Source organism: Enterococcus sp. FDAARGOS_553 (genome assembly GCF_003812305.1).
Taxonomy (GTDB): domain Bacteria; phylum Bacillota; class Bacilli; order Lactobacillales; family Enterococcaceae; genus Enterococcus_D; species Enterococcus_D gallinarum.
Genome location: NZ_CP033740.1, coordinates 3052217 through 3070492, shown reverse-complemented (window position 1 = coordinate 3070492; position 18276 = coordinate 3052217). Strand labels below are relative to the sequence as shown.

At 39.9% G+C, this 18276-nt stretch carries 21 protein-coding genes; 12 read left to right on the top strand and 9 right to left on the bottom strand.

All coding sequences use genetic code 11. The features are described 5' to 3' along the window. Positions 1–176: 176 nt before the first annotated feature. Positions 177–890, top strand: coding sequence for a demethylmenaquinone methyltransferase (locus tag EGX73_RS15175; RefSeq protein ID WP_041119635.1), 714 nt, complete (start codon positions 177–179; stop codon positions 888–890). Positions 891–1063: 173 nt separating this feature from the next. Here EGX73_RS15175 and EGX73_RS15170 read toward each other — a convergent pair whose 3' ends face one another. From EGX73_RS15170 to EGX73_RS15150, 5 genes are all read right to left on the bottom strand, one after another. Further along, complete coding sequence (locus tag EGX73_RS15170) at positions 1064–2872, bottom strand: ABC transporter permease (RefSeq protein WP_005471034.1); 1809 nt, start codon at positions 2870–2872, stop codon at positions 1064–1066. A gap of 12 nt (positions 2873–2884) precedes the next feature. Further along, entirely contained in the window at positions 2885–3637 is a 753-nt protein-coding gene (locus EGX73_RS15165; protein ID WP_003126103.1) for an ABC transporter ATP-binding protein, read from the bottom strand. Positions 3638–3644: 7 nt separating this feature from the next. After that, positions 3645–4010: a YxeA family protein gene (locus tag EGX73_RS15160; RefSeq protein WP_005471036.1), complete on the bottom strand. Its 366-nt coding sequence runs from the start codon at positions 4008–4010 to the stop codon at positions 3645–3647. Between the two features lie 242 nt (positions 4011–4252). Continuing rightward, on the bottom strand, positions 4253–4600 hold the full coding sequence (locus EGX73_RS15155; RefSeq protein WP_029486646.1) for a hypothetical protein: 348 nt from the start codon (positions 4598–4600) through the stop codon (positions 4253–4255). Continuing rightward, positions 4597–5259 carry a DUF1576 domain-containing protein gene (locus tag EGX73_RS15150; RefSeq protein WP_005471045.1) on the bottom strand — a complete coding sequence of 221 codons (663 nt, stop codon included), beginning with the start codon at positions 5257–5259 and terminating at the stop codon, positions 4597–4599. The genes EGX73_RS15155 and EGX73_RS15150 overlap by 4 nt, the downstream gene beginning before the upstream one ends. A 227-nt stretch (positions 5260–5486) precedes the next feature. On the opposite strand from EGX73_RS15150, the gene EGX73_RS15145 reads away from it, so the two are divergent. Continuing rightward, on the top strand, positions 5487–6374 hold the full coding sequence (locus tag EGX73_RS15145; protein ID WP_003126107.1) for an SDR family oxidoreductase: 888 nt from the start codon (positions 5487–5489) through the stop codon (positions 6372–6374). Between the two features lie 136 nt (positions 6375–6510). Here the strand turns inward: EGX73_RS15145 and EGX73_RS15140 are convergent, their stop codons facing one another. Then, a complete protein-coding gene (locus EGX73_RS15140; protein ID WP_123867049.1) occupies positions 6511–8031 on the bottom strand; it encodes a helix-turn-helix domain-containing protein in 1521 nt (506 codons plus the stop codon). Between the two features lie 216 nt (positions 8032–8247). Here EGX73_RS15140 and EGX73_RS16340 point away from each other — a divergent pair, with 216 nt between their 5' ends. From EGX73_RS16340 to EGX73_RS16325, 5 genes are read left to right on the top strand one after another with little or no spacing between them, the layout of a single operon-like run. Next, positions 8248–8532, top strand: coding sequence for a hypothetical protein (locus tag EGX73_RS16340; protein ID WP_005471050.1), 285 nt, complete (start codon positions 8248–8250; stop codon positions 8530–8532). Beyond that, positions 8474–8824, top strand: coding sequence for a WxL domain-containing protein (locus EGX73_RS16335; protein ID WP_253764170.1), 351 nt, complete (start codon positions 8474–8476; stop codon positions 8822–8824). The genes EGX73_RS16340 and EGX73_RS16335 overlap by 59 nt, the downstream gene beginning before the upstream one ends. Positions 8825–8838: 14 nt before the next feature. Then, entirely contained in the window at positions 8839–9861 is a 1023-nt protein-coding gene (locus EGX73_RS15130) for a DUF916 and DUF3324 domain-containing protein (RefSeq protein ID WP_123867048.1), read from the top strand. A gap of 5 nt (positions 9862–9866) precedes the next feature. After that, entirely contained in the window at positions 9867–11096 is a 1230-nt protein-coding gene (locus tag EGX73_RS16330) for an L-type lectin-domain containing protein (RefSeq protein WP_253764169.1), read from the top strand. Further along, entirely contained in the window at positions 11053–12030 is a 978-nt protein-coding gene (locus EGX73_RS16325; RefSeq protein ID WP_253764168.1) for a hypothetical protein, read from the top strand. Before EGX73_RS16330 ends, EGX73_RS16325 begins: the two co-directional genes overlap by 44 nt. 71 nt (positions 12031–12101) lie before the next feature. Here the strand turns inward: EGX73_RS16325 and EGX73_RS15120 are convergent, their stop codons facing one another. After that, positions 12102–12278, bottom strand: a complete 177-nt coding sequence (locus EGX73_RS15120; protein WP_005471055.1) for a hypothetical protein — start codon at positions 12276–12278, stop codon at positions 12102–12104. A gap of 333 nt (positions 12279–12611) precedes the next feature. Here EGX73_RS15120 and EGX73_RS15115 point away from each other — a divergent pair, with 333 nt between their 5' ends. The 3 genes from EGX73_RS15115 (at position 12612) to EGX73_RS15105 (ending at position 15817) form a co-directional block, all read left to right on the top strand. Continuing rightward, positions 12612–14444, top strand: coding sequence for a heavy metal translocating P-type ATPase (locus EGX73_RS15115; protein ID WP_005471057.1), 1833 nt, complete (start codon positions 12612–12614; stop codon positions 14442–14444). A 356-nt stretch (positions 14445–14800) separates the two neighbouring features. Then, positions 14801–15190 carry a hypothetical protein gene (locus EGX73_RS15110; protein ID WP_003126117.1) on the top strand — a complete coding sequence of 130 codons (390 nt, stop codon included), beginning with the start codon at positions 14801–14803 and terminating at the stop codon, positions 15188–15190. Positions 15191–15439: 249 nt separating this feature from the next. After that, positions 15440–15817, top strand: a complete 378-nt coding sequence (locus tag EGX73_RS15105) for a hypothetical protein (protein ID WP_123867047.1) — start codon at positions 15440–15442, stop codon at positions 15815–15817. A gap of 109 nt (positions 15818–15926) precedes the next feature. Here the strand turns inward: EGX73_RS15105 and EGX73_RS15100 are convergent, their stop codons facing one another. Beyond that, a complete protein-coding gene (locus EGX73_RS15100) occupies positions 15927–16358 on the bottom strand; it encodes a MarR family winged helix-turn-helix transcriptional regulator (protein ID WP_003126119.1) in 432 nt (143 codons plus the stop codon). A gap of 57 nt (positions 16359–16415) precedes the next feature. After that, positions 16416–16826, bottom strand: coding sequence for an Ohr family peroxiredoxin (locus EGX73_RS15095; RefSeq protein ID WP_003126120.1), 411 nt, complete (start codon positions 16824–16826; stop codon positions 16416–16418). A gap of 233 nt (positions 16827–17059) precedes the next feature. Here EGX73_RS15095 and EGX73_RS15090 point away from each other — a divergent pair, with 233 nt between their 5' ends. Both EGX73_RS15090 and EGX73_RS15085 read left to right on the top strand, forming a co-directional pair. Next, positions 17060–17272 carry a hypothetical protein gene (locus EGX73_RS15090; protein WP_029486656.1) on the top strand — a complete coding sequence of 71 codons (213 nt, stop codon included), beginning with the start codon at positions 17060–17062 and terminating at the stop codon, positions 17270–17272. Beyond that, positions 17269–18225 (top strand): SPFH domain-containing protein, encoded by a 957-nt coding sequence (locus tag EGX73_RS15085; protein ID WP_005471067.1) that lies wholly within the window; start codon positions 17269–17271, stop codon positions 18223–18225. Before EGX73_RS15090 ends, EGX73_RS15085 begins: the two co-directional genes overlap by 4 nt. Positions 18226–18276 lie beyond the last annotated feature (51 nt).

The window sequence follows — 18276 nt, the reverse complement described above, 5'->3', positions numbered from 1 at the left end:
ACGAAAACTGAGAGCGAAAAGAATAGAGACGCTAATAGAAAATATGCAGATTTAAACAGGAATTTTTTCTTTTTTGACTATCCATGCTACACTAAATTTTGTAGTAAATGGAAAAAGCTTTCAATCGTTTGGTTACGCAGGTTGCGTGATTGGAAGGCAAAAGGATGGTGTAGAGGTTGATAGGCGACAAAGGCAAGGAAGCACGTGTCCATCACGTTTTTGAGCGTGTTGCGGAGAACTATGACCAGATGAATACCGTGATTTCTTTTCAACAACATAAACGCTGGCGAAAAGATACGATGAAACGGATGCAAGTCCAAGCAGGTAATGATATCCTTGATGTCTGCTGCGGAACAGGAGATTGGACATTGGCACTGGCAGAAGCAACAGGATCTACTGGGAACGTGATCGGCATTGATTTTAGTGAGAATATGTTGGCTGTGGCAAAGAAAAAAGCAGCGGAGCAAAAGACAAAGATCGAATGGATGCAAGGAAATGCAATGGCACTTCCTTTTGCAGACAATACGTTTGATGTTGTGACGATCGGGTTTGGTCTGAGAAATGTTCCTGATCTTGTAACCGTTCTAAAAGAAATGCAGCGGGTCGTAAAACCTGGCGGAAAAGTGGTTTGTCTGGAAACATCACAGCCCACTTTAATTGGTTGGCGGCAGCTGTATTATGCGTATTTCCGATCCATTATGCCGCTGTTAGGAAAACTGTTTGCTAAAAGTTACCAAGAATATTCTTGGTTGCAAGAATCAGCTAGAGATTTTCCTGGCAAAGAAGAGTTGTCTCACTACTTTCAATCAGCAGGACTGACTAATATAGTTGTCAAAAGCTATAGTGGAGGTACTGTAGCCATGCATCTCGGATATAAACCAACCAACTGAATCCAATAAAAAGCATGTGTTGACATAGAAGCTGTTAAAGGGATGTTGCTGAGAAAATCAGCTCATTTTCGAAAACAAAGACAAGTGCTTCAGATCAAAATAAAAACCAACGTCAGTTCACACTGGACGTAGGTTTTTTGCTGTCTATTTCACTGTGTTCATTTTGCGGGTGCTTATTGTTTTCCGGTATTTTTTAAAACGATATTGGTGTAGAGCCATACCGTTAAAAGATAATAAACGGCATAAAGGGCAACAAAGATCGCAAATGGTAACCAGATCTGATCATAGGGATCACTCAATAGCATTTTAAACATTTGCAGTCCGAATAGTACGTGAACGATTCCTAATAATCCTGGGACTAAGAAAAGCACGCCGATCTCTTTGCGGATCGATTTTTTCAGAAGCCCATTGCGAGCACCGATTTTTCTAAGCATGGTGTAGCGCATAATATCACTATTAGCCCCTGAAAGGATTTTGAACATCAAGCAACTAGCTAACATTGTTAGAAAGGCAATTCCTAAGAAGAAGCCCATGAATTCAAATCCTGAGAAAATGCCGTTGAATGTGTCATAAGCATCCGCTCGTTGCATAAGATTACTTTCTCCTGCTAAGGATGGATTGTTTTTTTGATCCAGCTTAGCAAGTGCTGTTAATTTTGGCAGGACAGCTTCAAAGTCTTTGACTTGAATGACTTGTAAGATCGTTTCGGGTGCGTTCACTTGTTCAAAGGCATTGGCAGAAAGCAGCTTGACTTCTTTCCCTCGCTGTTCTGGCAATTCAAAGCTGCGCAGCTGGTCCTGTTCTGCAAGATCAGCTGCGATCGCTTGGCCATTTAGTGAGCGGTAACCATCTCTCTGACTAAGATCTCCCTGTTCTGTAACGATCAAAGGATCTTTGTCAAATTCTTCTTGAATGTAATAAACGGCTGTGTCATCCTCTTTTTGGCGATAGCTGACATTCAATGTTGGGTGTAAATCCGCAATTTTTTGTTGGTCGACAGTTTGGGCATTATTCAGAACCAAGTCATAAGAGGTCATCGCTTTGGTCATTTTAGGGATTTCATTTCTGAAACCAAGGCCAACGGTTAATGCGCCCAGTGCTAATGCGAACAGCATGGATACTAACGAAAGCATCTGCGTATAGTCACGGATACGGAAGTTTAACTGAGACAAAGTGAAATTATTCAATTTTTTCAGTGCGATGGCATCTGATTTCTTTAATAATGTCAAAATCAATACGATCACAGAGCGGAAAACTAGATAGGTTCCCAAAACGATCGTGACTAGGGCAATCGCAATACCCATAATTTGAAATTTCATTAGATCGCTCATAACATAATAACCGATTCCAAGAAAGATGATCCCCAAAAGGGTTTGAACCAATAAGAATGGGAATTTTTGCTTGATTTGTGCAGGTGTACTAGTTTCTCTCAACAAATCCAAGATGGCTTTTTTGGCAATGGCTGAAGCATTGACGATTGCTGCGATCAGGAAGAGAATGGCAAAAAAGACCAGTGTGATCACAAGTGCTTTTACATTGAATGGCGAAAAATGAGTAATCTTTATATTTAACTGTTGTACTAAAAGATCATTGACAATTTTCGTCAATCCGATACCTGCTAAAGCACCAGCAATGGTTGCAATAATCCCTACAAAAAATGTTTCGATGAAGATCATTTGGGCGATTTTTCGTCCTTTTGCTCCTAACATCATAAACATGGCATAATCCTTCTGCCGCATCGACATTAGGAAAGAATTGGCATAGAGAATGTAGGCAAATGTGATGATTCCTAGTAAGACCGTTCCAAAGTGAAAGATAATGACAACGACACCAATCGTTGAATTGTTTTTCAAGAATTCTTCATTACTAGCCATTGATTGAAACATATAAAAGATGGCAGAAGCCATAACCAGACCAGAAAACAAGACGATGTAGTCTTTTAAGCGGCCTTTGATACCAGTAAGTGATAATTTCCAAAGCATACCATTATCCTCCTACTGTTCCAGATTTCCTAAGATGACTAAGATCTGACGATAAAAGTCTTCTTGGGTTTGATTATTTCGTTTGATTTCTTGATGGATCTTACCATCTTTGATAAATAAGATTCGCTTGCAATAACTTGCCGAAAGGGGATCATGTGTTACGAGTAAGATCGATACTTGGTCATTTTTGTTTAAATCATCCATCATGTCTAATAAATCTTTGGCACTTTTTGAATCCAAGGCACCCGTTGGCTCATCCCCAAACAAGATCGTTGGTTCGGTGATTAATGCTCGCGCAGCGGCTACCCGTTGCTTTTGACCACCAGAGATCTCGGAAGGATATTTATCCAAAATTTGGCTGATGGATAAGCGATTCGCGACTTGTTGAATGAGCTGTTTGATCTTTTTCGGCCGTACGCCTTGTAAAGAGAGAGGCACAGCAATGTTTTCGGAAGCCGTTAGATTTTCTAGTAGATTGAAATCTTGGAAGATAAAGCCGATTTCTCTACTGCGAAAATCTGCCAATGCATCACCGCGTAATTTTGTGATATCTTTTTCGTTGATGCGGATGTTTCCGGAAGATGGATGGTCCAATGTGGATAAAATATTCAACAACGTTGATTTACCAGAACCGGAAGCACCCATAATACCAATAAACTCGCCTTTATCAATCGCAAAGCTGATCCCTTTTAGGGCTTCGGTTTTTTTCTCATTATTTTTGCCGTAAACTTTCGTTAATTCGTTTGCTTCAATAATTTTTGCCATTTGTTTATCACCGTTCACTTTCTAATTGTTTCAACGCTTTTTCAGGAATAGCATTCTTTTGCACTTCTTCATAGGAAGTCACGCCCTTGTTTTGATTCCAGGTAATTTTTAAGTAAGCGTCTTTTTTCAAAGGACGATCTTTCATCCCTAAGAATTCCAGATTTTTCTTCTTTGCGTCTTTGTCGTAACCAGGTAGTTCATATTTATATTCGATCACTTGATTGCCTCGATCGTCTTCGGTTTCGATCTTTTCGCCATCGGTCGTGATCTGAACATAGTAACTTTGGCCGCCCATGATGACTTTCTCAGCAATTTGTAACCCGGCAAACAAAACGATCATTAGGATACCCAGGCCGATCCAAAATTTCTTCATCTATTCTCACTTCCTTTAATTTGTAAAGTCTAAAGAGAATTATAGCGGGCGTAAAAACAATTGTAGTGTGAAAAACCTATCAATAAACTTTCATTTTTGTCATGAAAACAATTTCATGATGCCCTCCTTTGTATTGGGAGCTGTTAACCAAAGGTTCACCTTTTCAACGCATTCCGTGTATCAAGAGACCGTTGTAAACGAAAAACCATGGGACCTCCTTCATCAAAGAGATCCCATGGCCTTCAATATTTTTTTCGAAACAATGTAATGATCAAGCGATCCTTTTCGTAACTGATTGTTGCTTCATCGATCAACAATCCTAATAAATAAAAGTCTTTTTCTTCATGAATCGACTGGTGCCCGCCTAAAAGTTCAATATAATAACTTTCTAGCGCAATGTCTCGTGGGGGATTCAACATTTCCGCAAATACGGCTAAATCACTGGGCTCTTCTGGACAGGTCCCAGCAATAATGGCTCGAAATCCTGTTTTTTCGAAAGACATCTCAGTAGTGATATGAGGGCAGTCGTGGGAAAGAAAGTAGGTGACCACTTCATCCACGATCCGCCGTGCTTGTTCCTTTTCTATCATTGGTTCATCCGCCTTTTGATTTGGTTGATCTCATCTAACAAAGGTACCATAGCTGCCGCCACAAAGCCACTGGAAAAACCATTATTATAAAGATTCAACCCGCCATGTAAGTAGGTAATATTGCTTACTAACGCCGCATGGGCAATACCGGCAAAGATTCCTGCAATTGGTCCATAGTAGCCGCTGATTGGTGCTAAACTTGTTCCAAAAATCGCAGTCAACAGCAATTGAAAGGTCGAAGTCTCAGTGGTAAAGCCTAAACGTGTGGCAAGAACGACCCCAATCAAAATCGGCAGACTATTTTTCCAGTGATTTCCGAAAGCACTAAAGCCAACCACTGTCAGAACAGCACCAAGTAATGGGCCTGATAGCTGGCCCCCAAGCAAGTAGATGAATACAAGCAGCAGCATCCCCATGATCGCCATGTTCATCAGTGTGACCCCTAATGCAAAAATCGTGACGAAGTCTGTCACCAGTTTACCGGAAACATCGAATAGATGAGCCAATCCTTGGAAAGAACGGTGATTCAATAAATAACCGGTTAAAAAGAGCAACCCGCATAAGCCGCACAAAAAGAAGAGTAAAAAGGAACTGTACTCAGTCGTCAAATACGGTAGATAGTCACCAAAGTCAGCCAGATCTGTTCCTACAAACAGCATCTGATTATGAGGCTCTCCGTGACGCGCTATTAACAATAACCGCAAAATAAATCAAAGGACCACGAATCCTTAAGGATTCGTGGTCCTTTTTTTCAAAAATTGCAAAAAAAACGCATTTTTCCATGAAGTGAGCGTTTCGTTTTTCATTTCATGAACATTCCTCTACACTTTTAAGTAAGGTCATGGTTCTACATGACGAGCATGAAAAAAATAAGGAGGAAATGAACATGTCAAAAAAAATCAATGATCCATTAACGAAGTACTATAACGGCACATTTGAAAAGCAGGAACAGGAAGCACCAGCGGTCCAAGGAAAAATGCAGCCAGTACCAGATTGTGGTGAAACTAGCTACAATGGTTCAGGACGATTAGCAGGCCGCAAAGCATTAGTCACAGGCGGGGATTCAGGCATCGGTCGTGCAGCAGCCATTGCCTTTGCTAAAGAAGGCGCGGATGTGGCTATCAACTACTTGCCTTTTGAAGAAGAAGATGCCCAAGAAGTGAAGACTATCATCGAAGAAGCAGGTCAAAAAGCTGTATTGATTCCTGGCGATTTGAAAGACGAATCTTTTGCGCGTCAGTTGGTTCATGATGCAGCGAAAGCGTTGGATGGTTTAGATATTTTGGTCTTGAATGCAGGTATGCAACAAGCGGTCAAAGATATTAAAGATTTGACCACCCAACAAATCACGGACACATTTACAACGAATATCATCTCCATGTATTGGACAGTTCAAGAAGCCCTGGATTATTTACCGGCTGGCGGCAGTATCATTACCACTACTTCCATCCAAAGTGCAGAACCTAGTGCTCATCTGTTAGACTATGCAGCAACCAAAGGAGCGATCACTTCATTTAGTAAAGGATTGGCAGCACAATTGAGTTCAAAAGGTATTCGCGTGAATACTGTAGCACCAGGACCAATCTGGACACCACTACAAATTTCAGGAGGACAACCACAATCAGCGATCCCTGAGTTTGGACAAAAAGAATTATTAAAACGGGCTGGCCAACCCGTTGAATTAGCGCCAGTTTATGTTTTCTTAGCGTCAGATGAAGCCAGCTATGTCACAGGACAAGTCTATAGTGTAACAGGCGGAAGCTTCTTTGCTTAAAACCCGTTGTTAAAAAACGCTTACGACAATAAAAAATGCGAAGTAAGAAATACAGAGGCCTTGCATTGCTTTAGCAAGGAACCCATCTGATATTTCAGCTTCGCTTTTTTTATGGAATCATGATAAAAAATTTGTTTCAACAAGAGGATTTGCAAGTGAGGGCAAACATTTTTTTGGTAATTACTTGATTGATTTTTGCAAACAAAGATTCCCATTCATACATATTAAGTATATCTGAGAGTAGCAGAAGCTTTGCCGTTATCGCTACTTCTTCGTAATTGTCGGTAATAATCAAGTCCGCCCCTTCGATATCTTTAGTGAATGAGACCGACTTCTCTGAGTAGATGGATCGGATACGGGCTTCTATCAGCATTTTGGTTCGATATTGAATCGTTGTTCGAATGTAAATCCGAATAGTTGGACTTTCATGCATGGTGGTTTCCAGATAGAGTAGTTGGGCAAGATAACGCAATTGTTTACGGTGAAAGAATTCTTTGTCTAAATCATTGTTTGGAAAGGTATTGACATGTTCTGTTAACAAGTGAGCAATTGCTGTATAAGTTTGACTATTGTTGTCAATCGAACTTTCATCGGGCAAGTTATAGTCTAAATTCCAAACTTTCAGCAAATCAACATCGATAAAAATCGATAGATTAAAAAATAAGAGACAACTGTTTAGAAGTTGGTCAAATGAATCTTGCTTCATAGTCGGCACAAATTTTTGTCGCCAATCTTCGATCATATCAATAAAAAAATGAACGAGAGGCTTTTTTGATTGGTAAACCAGCGCAATACTCTCTTGAATCTTTTGGCGATCAACAACTGCAGGAAGGAAAATATGCAAAAAGAAATTTAAATACAAGTATTCGGCTTGAGCGATCCGTTTATCTAAATTAGTTTTGGAGAAAAAGAACGAATCGAGAACTTCCATCGGCAAAAAGGAGTAAAAGTTCAAGAGTGCTTGAGCTTTTTTCTCGATTTCAGGCAAATATTTCTTTTGAGAAAGTCGGATGGTAATTGTTTTCCAAAAGGCAAACAATTTATTTTTAGTCAACTGATCTAAGAGAGTAGCATCAAAAAAGCTGTTGAATTGCTCGAATTCTGTTATATATTGATCTGATAAAAGCTGAAACTCGGTTGGTGTACTTTGCGTAAGAAAACTATAAATAAAGATGCGGATATCCAACTCTCTTCCAGCAAGTTCGACAATATTTTCTTCATTGGAATAGATTGAGAGGTGAAATTTCTTTAATATTAGACTGACTTTTTTTATCAGACGATACATGTGAGATTGGCTAACGTGAAGATCCGAACATAACTGGGACATTGAAGAATCTGTATGCCCAATAAGGTACTGAACCAGTTGATATTGTGGAGAACTGAGCAAGTAATGATAGACCAGCTGTGAATAAGAAGGTTCGGCACTATCTCCATTTCTTTCGATACAATATTGGTTGTAGGAATTTTTGGCGAGACAAAGGTTGACGGACAGATATTTCAAGTCTTCATTCAAAAAGTAGATATGTTTTTGCAAGCTTTTGATGGGGATTTTCAATACTCTTGATAATTTTAATAAGCTGATTCCATTGGTGTTACATACTGCTTTGAATATATCAAGCTTTTTTTCCTCTGCGGGAGAAATGAACTTTCGGTACATCAGTATTCTCCTTTTTTGCTCCATTTTTACGCACAATATGAAGCCTATTTGTAAGGTTTTGTGATCCGTTTTTTTGGTACTTTTGATTATACTAAGTACAAATGAGAAGTTAATGTGAGGCGATGAAGAAACAATCATTTTTTTGTGGTTGAAAAAATGAAAGTATTGCCAGAAAATTGGCATCTTGTTTAATAAACAAAAAAGAAGGAATGACTTATGAAAAAAATGGTGTTGGCATTAGGTATTTTAGGAATAAGTAGTTTAGGGGTCCCAGTGACTGGTTTAGCTGCGGAAGCAAATCCATCTACTTCAATGACCAGTGAAGCATCACTAACCATCAATCCAGGGATTTTGTCCCTTGATAGTGTTTCAAATTTTGATTTTGGTACTGGGAATATCGCAGATTTCGCTCAACAAGAGAAAGTGATCACCACGGTATCAAATGAAACGTTATCTGTTTCTGATTTTCGTGGTCCACAAACACAGTTGGTTGGCAATTAACAGCAAAATTATCAAAAATCTCGAATGCGATCAAAAAGAATTAGCAAATGCAAAGATTACACTAAAAGGTACCGAAACAGCAGGAGATGCAGCTTTATCAGCAAATGCTGAATTGGTTGCTGGAGCTACCGATCCTACTTCAGTAGCAACCGCAGATGGCGCAACTGGGTTAGCAATCAATACCTTTGATTTTTCGACCACAACGTTGACCGTTCCCCAACAAAATGTTTATAGTGGTGACTATACAGGAACGATTACGTGGACATTATCTAATTCTTATCAAGCACAGTAATAGGATGGATGACAATGAGAAGACTTCTTCAGAATGCAGTATGGATCTTTTTATTTATCAGCTTTGTTTATTTTCCTGTGACTCGTGGTTATGCTGAGACCCCCAGATTTACTGTTATACCAGAACTTCCCCAAAATCAAGCAAGTGAAGCAACTTATTTCGATTTGCTGGTAAATAAAGAGACTGTTCAGGAATTGATTATCGCCGTACACAATACGAGTTCCGAAGAGATAACGATCACCGCTGATGCACTGAATAGTTATTCTGCTTCCACTGGAATCATCAGTTATCAACGAAAGAAAACGGCCGAATACTATGGAGGTAAGTCTTTTACTAGCTTTGTTTCAAACCCCATTCAAGAAGTACGCCTAAAATCTGGTGAGGAACGAAAGGTGATTTTTACACTTGATTTAAAGGAAACAGTGTTTGACGGAGAAATCTTAGGGGCTTTTTTGTTCGAAGAAGTCAAACCTCAGGAAACTGCTCACGAAGCTGATGCAAGTTTGGAATCAAACTATCAGTTGCAGTTAGGGGTACGAATGCGTCAAAGTCTACAAGAGCTGCCAAAGCCAGATTTAAAACTAGTTGAAACTAAAGCAGTCGAAAAAAATGGCAAGCCAACTTTAAAAAGCAGTATCAGTAATATTCGTCCCGTCGCATTTGGGAATATTTCCGTGAATACGACGATACGTGACAAGAATCAAGCTATCGTCGGTGGCTTTAAGTCAGAAAATTTTCAATTCGCACAAAACTCTGTCTTAGATCTCTATAGTGAATTTGAACAAGAAGAACTCAAACCGGGCACTTATACGATTCGCATCGAATTATCCTCTCAGCGAGGCACATGGGTTTTTGATGATAAGGTCGTTATCGATCGTCAAGCAGCAAAAGCTGTCAACCGAACTACGATATATGCAGCGGCTATCGCTCAAAGAAATTTTCTGTTCTATCTATTGATTGCTATAATCATTCTATTGATTGCAATCATCCTTTTCTTGTTAGTGAAGCGGCGTAAAAACTCCGATGAAAGTGAGTGAGAAGAATGAAAAAAATGCTAAAATCTTTTTGTTTATCGCTTCTTTTTATAGGAACTTTTTGGCTGTTGCAAGGACAGCAAACAGTCTTTGCGGCGGTCACTGCGCCGGACTTTGCTACTTTACCAATTAATCAAGTAATGATCTCTACTGCAGGTAAAGCAGGTTCATTGCAAGGTGTAGAAGGGCATAACTACGTTCAAATCAATGACACAACCATAAATTCTAGCGGGGCAGTTTGGTTCAACAATCCGACTTCTTTCACACGAGATTTCCATTTGGAAATGGCTTTCTATATTGAGAATACGGCTAATGATAGCGACGGACTGGCTTTTGTGTTGCAAAGTAGCGGGCCTCAAGCACTAGCTTCAGAAGCTGGATCAACAATTGGAGTTTGGTCGAATATTTCTGGATCAGACCCACTTAGTCAAGGTGCAATCGCAAATAGTATCGCAATTGAATTTGATACATATTACAACAATAATGGCGGTATCCTTGCTACTGATCGGATGATGGATCGTGATGTGACAACAAAGGGACACCATATTGCTTGGTCTTACCCTGGTTCCGATGCTTCTTATACGACAGACGGCTGGCTGATGGTGGATAAAGTCTTAAATCACTATAACACGGTTGGCGTTACGGACATTTCCGATGGAAATTGGCATACCTTTATCGTGGATTACAATGAATCTACGCAACAATTTCATTATGCTGTTCCAGATTTTAATGTAGATGTATCGATTCCTGTCGATGATACTTTTAAAAACAATCTTAATTTAACAAATTCGGCGCCAGTTTATTTTGGTTTTACCGGTGCCAATGGCGGATTTGCCCAAAACAAAGCAGTCGCTTTCGTCGATGTTCAAGGTCTAGTCGAAATTGATATGCGGACGGGCGTCTTCCAAAGAGAGCCAGATCAGTTTATGCTGGACACGGGAACAGTAATGGATAAACCAATTGAAGTGGATGCAAGTAAAGAGATTACTTATGCAACCTATATTGATTTTAAACAAACAAGCGATCTATCAAGTTTGAATCCAGGGATTAAACTCAAACTCACACTTCCAGATAATGTATCTGTGAAAGATACTGTCTATTTTGGTAAACCAGAAGATACCATGATCAACGGTTTTCCTGATGGGGGGGTCCCCAATCGAATATATAAGAGAGACAGGACAAATAAGTGTAGTATTGCCGAAATTGGAAAAAGGGAATGCCTATATTGTTCATTTTAGGGTCAAGTATAGTGGGACTCCTATAGATGCGAATATTGATGAAGTAATACCAGTTGAGACTACCTTTAGTGGAAATGCTTTTATATCCAGTTTTACTTCAGGAGGAGCCGCTACCCATTTTTATACGGTAAAAGGCAAATTCCCACCAACATTGACCAGCGGACAAGCCACAATGTCAGAAGCGCAGAAAACTGCGCCGATCCTTCGACAAAATCGAAATGCCTATACTGACATCTCTGTGGAAGATAGTAATTCTACGCAGGCGCAATTATTTATAAGTGATTTATTTTCACAAGAGAAGGAATTACAGGAAGAAGACTTTACTCTAAAAACAGTTCTTGAACGAACAGATTTGTCAGATCCCTTCCACTACACTTTAGAGTCAGAGACGAGTGATCTTTCCCCAGGGACTACCTATTATTTTGCAACATATGTCGTCGACACAGAAGGCAATTCATCAGCAATCCATTACTTTGCCATTGATTTTCGAGGAATCGTCGAATTAAAATCAGTCCCAGAATCTTTCAAAGGAACAACAGTCACAATCAACGAGTTGGCTCGAGCAATGGATTCTAATGGCTTGGTACCAATAAAAGTTCCAATTGCAACAACCAGCAAGCCTCTCGCAATCAGCAATACGAGTGAAGGTACATGGAAATTATCGGGACAAACCACCCCATTTATGAATAGTGGCGCCTCATTGGCTGATGAAGTCCAACTAGTTCTATACGATTCTACTGATAATTCATTGTTTTGCACCATTACTTCAGATAAAAAAGTACTTTTTGAGCAGACGCCTAGCGATACAGCTCTCTCTCTCGATTTAAGTCAGTATGATTGTTATTTACGGTTTGCCCCTAAGATAGAGACCCTTTCCCCAGGAACCTATCAAGGAAAAGTCAATTGGCAGTTAGACAGCACGATCACAGACTAATGCACGTTGGTCAGAAAGACAGACAAAAAAACGCCATTTCGGCGTTTTTTTGTCTGTCTAAGGATAAGAACTCAGCTTTCCCGATCTTTGACTACTTTTAGTACTAAAGAAAGGGCGGCCAAGGCAAAACTGCCATACTTGACAAATTTCTCAAGTGACTCGATTTTTTGTTTTTTGCTTTGTTTGCAAGCAGCACATTTCGTTTCAGCACCATCTAGTTTTTTTCCGCACCTACAGTGTTTTTTCATTTGATCCGTCTCCTTTACAATTTTATCGATGTTTCATCAATCTCTTACTATCAATTATACATGGACAACGGGTTTATGTCCGAGATAACGCTGTTCTCCTCGCAAAGCAATCAGTGAACGCGGATAGGCTATTTTCTTGGGTATGAATGATTCGGGAGATTTGACGTGCTACCTTAAAACACCAGCAGTAGGTTTATCTACAATGAGGCGGATGAACTTTGAAAACGGCTTGAAAGCCTGCTACGTTAACGATTCTCTTTCTCATTTAACGGTTTTTTGTTTCATTTCATTCCTGCAAGTGGTACGCTTTTGGTGAAAGGTGAGGTGCATAAAATGAATCGTTTAAGTAAATTTTTGATTGCCATCGGCGTAGGAGCTGCGGCGTTGATCGCTGAATTTGGCTTTGATCGACCTCCCATTGCTTTTGGTTTGATCGCGATCATCGGCGGATTGACAGCGTTGACGATGTTGATCGACATGATCCAAACATTGCGTTCAGGAAAATATGGCGTGGATCTGTTAGCGATCACAGCCATTGTTGCTACACTTGCTGTTGGCGAATATTGGGCCAGTTTGATGGTTTTGATCATGCTGACAGGCGGCGATAGTTTGGAAGAATACGCCAGCAAACAAGCCAGCCGAGAACTTCGGCAACTGTTGCAACGTTCTCCACAGACCGCCCATCGGCTGAATGATAAAAAAGATGTTCCGGTTGAAGAACTAGCTATTGGTGATCTGGTCATCGTCCGCCCGGGAGAAATCGTTCCCGTAGACGGCTGTGTCACTGAAGGAAATACCCTTGTCGATGAATCATCCTTGACTGGTGAGTCACGACCTGTAGAGAAAAATCCTGGTGATGAATTGATGTCTGGCTCAGTCAATGGGGAAACTGCGATTACTTTTGAAGTGACGAAAAAAGCAGCAGATAGCCAATATCAAATTCTTGTTCGTTTAGTCAAAGAATCTGAAGCAAAACCTGCGCGCTTTGTTCGTTTAGCGGATCAGTATGCCGTACCATTTACGTTGGCAGCCTATGTGATTGCGGGGATTGCTTGGTTTGTATCAAAAGATCCTGTCCGCTTTGCGGAAGTCCTAGTAGTGGCGTCACCTTGTCCATTAATCTTGGCAGCACCAGTAGCTTTAGTAGCAGGCATGAGTCGCTCAAGCCGCAATGGGATTGTCATGAAAAACGGCACCACGATCGAAAAATTAGCCAAAGCAAAAACGATCGCTTTTGACAAAACAGGCACATTGACAGAGGGAAAGTTGCACGTTGAAAAAATAACTGTGACTGCTGATCAACTATCGGTCGAAGAGCTTTTGCGCATTGCGGCTAGTGCTGAGCAGGATTCCACTCATATTCTCGCCCGCTCTCTGGTTGCTTCTGCTATGGAACGAAAGCTGACTTTGCTGCCAGTCACCAACTTGAAAGAAGTGGTAGGGCAAGGGATCGAAGCAACAGTTGCTGGACACAAGATCAAAATCGGTAAACCTGAATTTGTTGGAGCAGTTGGTGTAGATGAAGCTAAAACCAATGTTTGTGTTGGGAAAGATGACCAATGGATAGGAACGATCTTTTTTGAAGATACATTACGCAAGGAAGCCAAACAAACGGTTGAGCAGTTGCGTCATCAAGGATTGAAAAAGACGATCATGTTGACAGGTGACCAAGCATTCGTTGCTCGGAAGATCGCAGCTGAAGCAGGGATCGAAACCGTTCTAGCAGACTGCTTGCCGGCAAAAAAAATTGCCGTTATAAAAGAAACAGAACCAGCTGAACGCCCGATCATCATGGTGGGGGATGGGGTCAATGATGCCCCAGCTTTAGCAGCAGCTGATATAGGCATTGCTATGGGAGCCCATGGTACTAGTGCTGCAACGGAAGCAGCAGATGCGGTAATACTACAAGATGATCTCAGCAAGGTCTCTCAAGCCGTACAGATTTCTCAAGACACGATGAGAATCGCCCGCCAATCCGTGTTGCTAGGAATCTTCATTTGTATCGTTTTAATGTTGATTGCCAGCACGGGTGTGATCCCAGCGTTGTTTGGCGCTTTGTTACAAGAAGTGATCGATACAGTATCCATTCTATCTGCACTTCGTGCTAAGAATGATCATTCTACTAGCACAGCATCATCTCTTTCAGTCAATCATCAGGCACATTAATAGGTGCAGGTCCGTGACTAAGAGCAAACAAACCTGATAACTGTGATTTTTGTGATAGCAGATGCAAGACACTTAGATTATCTGGCTATGTTTGCCTTATAAGTTACGGGCCTTTTTGATTCTTAAAGCAGGTCCGTAAAAATCCTCCTTTTTTTTAATAATACTACCGTTATATATAACGAATTTTTCTTAGCTAAAATCATTGTTTTGTTGAGTATAATTCAGCTTCACTCATACTTTGTGATGTTATTCTCATTTTTTTCTTCGTTATTCCCTCAAAATGAGAATAATTTTAGCCGATTTTATGATATATATATACGTAGGAAGTTTCAGTAGATTGACTGTGAACTGTCCGCATGAAAGGATTGATAATTCGCGTGATTGATTTAATGCTCTATAAAGAAACAGCCGACTATTTGGAGAAAGTGATCGATAAAGAGGTGCTTGACCTTGTGGAAGTAGAGTACCCTAAGGTATATACTTACATCCACCAATTGATTGATTCTTTCAAATGTGCTGTCCAACAAATAGATGGTTCAAATTTTTGGGAACTTTTTCCAGAAATACTTGGGTATGATTCACGGTTTGTTTTATTGAACTCATTGATTCTAGTAAGAGATGAATTCTTGACAGAAGAAGAAATCATCCAAATGATCGAAACCGATTATACTCATTTAAATAAAGAATCTTGCGGTTATTCTTTGAAAGATCAGGAACATGAAAGCCTTATCTTCAATATCAAATAAATGATTTCCTAAAATCGTAAGGAGCAGCCGACCAGCATCAGTGGTCGGCTGTTTATTTGTTTAAATTTACGCTTTATTTATTCAATAATCTTAAAAATATTTTGAAAAAATGGTAAATATAGATTATTATTGATATATGAATGAAGAATAACTGAAATGTCTTTTCAATTCAGCGTTACAGTTAGACTGGATTCAGGAAATTAGCTATATAACATTGTTCATGGAATGAGCAAAGAGAAAGGGGCATATATGGATTATTTGAATTTTTCAAAAAAAGAGTGGGAGATTCTGATTTGTTTTTGGAATGCTCAGGAACCACTATGTTGCAGTGATTTTAGTGAGCGTTTTAACTTAAATCGCAACACTTCGTTATCAGTCATCAGAAAATTATTCAATAAAGGCATACTGGAAGTTGCGAGCATCAAAATGAGCGGTTCGGTTTTAGCACGTCGTTTTCAACCCAAAGTGACTGAATTAGAAGTACTGCAGTCGATTCTTAATCAAGATCAGATTTTTGCTATGCTTCAGGTGGCGATTGGTCGTCTCGAAGAAAAGCAGTTAGCGATGTTAATGGACAAAATTACTGCCAAAAAACAAGAGCTTTCAATGCCAAAAGACCATCAGTGATCTTGCTTGTCCAAAGAGAGCCAACAAAAAAAGATCTGACTTATGGACTGCGCTTAAGAAGTTAGTTTTTCGGCTAACGTTTCGAGCAATCCGGTAAGTCGGATCTTTTTTAGCTAGTTTTCTGAAACTGATGCAGCATTTTTGTCGTCAAGCGATGTAAATCAGCTAGTTCTGTAGGAGACAATGGCAGGAAGTCTTTGACTTTACTGGGAATATTCACCGCAGAATCATGGAGCAGCTGCCCTTTTCCTGTCAATGACACATTTAAAGAACGTTCGTCCTCTTGATTGCGAGTTCTTGAAAGATAGCCTTTCATTTCGAGTTTCTTTAAAACCGGAGTCAAAGTTCCAGAGTCCAGACACAGGGAATCGCCCAATTCTTTTACTGTCAATGTTCCTTGCTCCCATAAGACGAGCATCACGAGATATTGCGTATAGGTCAAGTCCAGAGGGTCCAGTAATCCTTTATAATGCTTGATAATTTCTTTCGAAGCGGCGTATAGAGGAAAACATAGTTGGTTTTCAAGTGCTAAGTCATTCATGTCCTCACTCCTTTTTATACTGACGCTTCTTATCATAGCTTTTTTGTATCGGAAAGTCTACTCACTAACAGCTTTGACGGTTACTTCAATATTGCCGGCTGTTGCTTTTGAATAAGGACATACGGTATGAGCAATTTCTAGTAATTCTTGTGTTTCATCTAATGAAAGACCTTCTACGAATCCTTCAATCTCTACTCCTAAAACAAAACTACTTTCATTCTCGGCATAAAGTGAAACTTGTGCACTTACAGTTGATGCGCCATCAATTCCTTTCCTTTGCTTTACAAGTTCAAGAGCACTGTTGAAACAAGCACTAAAACCAGCGGCAAAAAGTTGTTCTGGGTTAGTGGCATTTTCGACCCGTTTACCAGGTGCTGCGATGGATAATTCGAAGGAATGATCAGGACTATGAACTTCTCCTGAACGGCCACCTGTGTTGATCATCTTTGTAGAATACATTTTTTTCATCTAACTTCACTCCTGTTTTTTGATTTTGTACAATTAGATTGTATGCAATTTAATTGTGGAAAGCAATTAAGTTGCTTGCAAAAGCAGGTTTTTTTATTTTTACTTGTTTTTACATTAAATTGAAAGTAAAAGTTTAAATAATTACTGTGTAGCAAGGCAAAACATGATATGATGATAGCACAGAATCTAAGGATAGTTGGTTAGTGAAGAGGGTGACTAAAATCGTAGAATATATGGAAAACCGCGCAGTCGGGAAATATTTTCGTTCCACGACAGATCATTATGCCGGATTCATTCGAATCTTTGGTACGTATACTGAATATCGGGTTGTTGCCGGTATTCCAGCAGAGAATGTGATGCTGGAGATCATCGGCGTTGAAAATGGGATCTTGCTGACACAAGTGAACAATACATTATTTGAAAATGGAAGAGGGTATATTCAATGATCATCGTACAAATTATCTTAATCGTTCTTGTCATAGCGATCGCGATTTGGCTGTTGGCAAGCACTGCTGTTATCGTTCGACAAGGTGAAGTAAAAGTAGTTGAGAGTTTTGGGAAGTATGTTAAGACACTTGAACCAGGTCTACACTTTTTAGTCCCTATTTTATATACAGTCAGAGAACGAGTATCACTTAAACAGATTCCTTTAGAAATTGAACCGCAAAGTGCTATCACGAAGGATAATGTTATCGTTCAAATTGATGAAGCCATCAAATACCATGTCACAGATGTCCGGGCGTTTGTTTATGATAATGAAAACTCGGTCGTTTCTATGATCCAAGATGCGCAATCCAATTTGCGAGGAATCATTGGGAAAATGGATCTAAATGAAGTTCTCAACGGAACAGAAGAAATCAACGTGGCGTTGTTTACTTCCATTAAAGATATCACAGCGGGGTATGGGTTGGCGATCGACCGAATCAATATTGGTGAGATCAAAGTTTCGCAAGAAATCATTGAATCAATGAACAAACTGATCACTGCTTCACGGGATAAAGAATCCATGATCACGCGGGCACAAGGGGAGAAATCTTCTGCTGTCTTAAGTGCGGAAGCCAAAGCTTCTCAAATGACGATCGATGCCCAAGCCCGAGCGGAACAAACTCAGATTGATGCGGAAGCTCGTGCTAAACGTGTACGGATCGATGCAGACGCCGAAGCAGAACGAATTGCTAAAATTACTGAAGCAGAACGTAAACGGATCTTAGCCATCAATGAAGCAATCAAAGAAAGTCAATTAGACGAACGTTCACTCTCTTACTTGGGCATTGAAGCCTTTAAAGATATTGTCAACAGTAAGACGAATACAGTCATTCTACCATCAAACATGACAGAATTAGGCAATATTCCAGTTGTGAAACAACTCTGGGAACAAACAGACAAAACCAGCGAATAACAAACTAACTGAATCAACCAACATAAATGAGCTTCACCCATTGTTTGATAA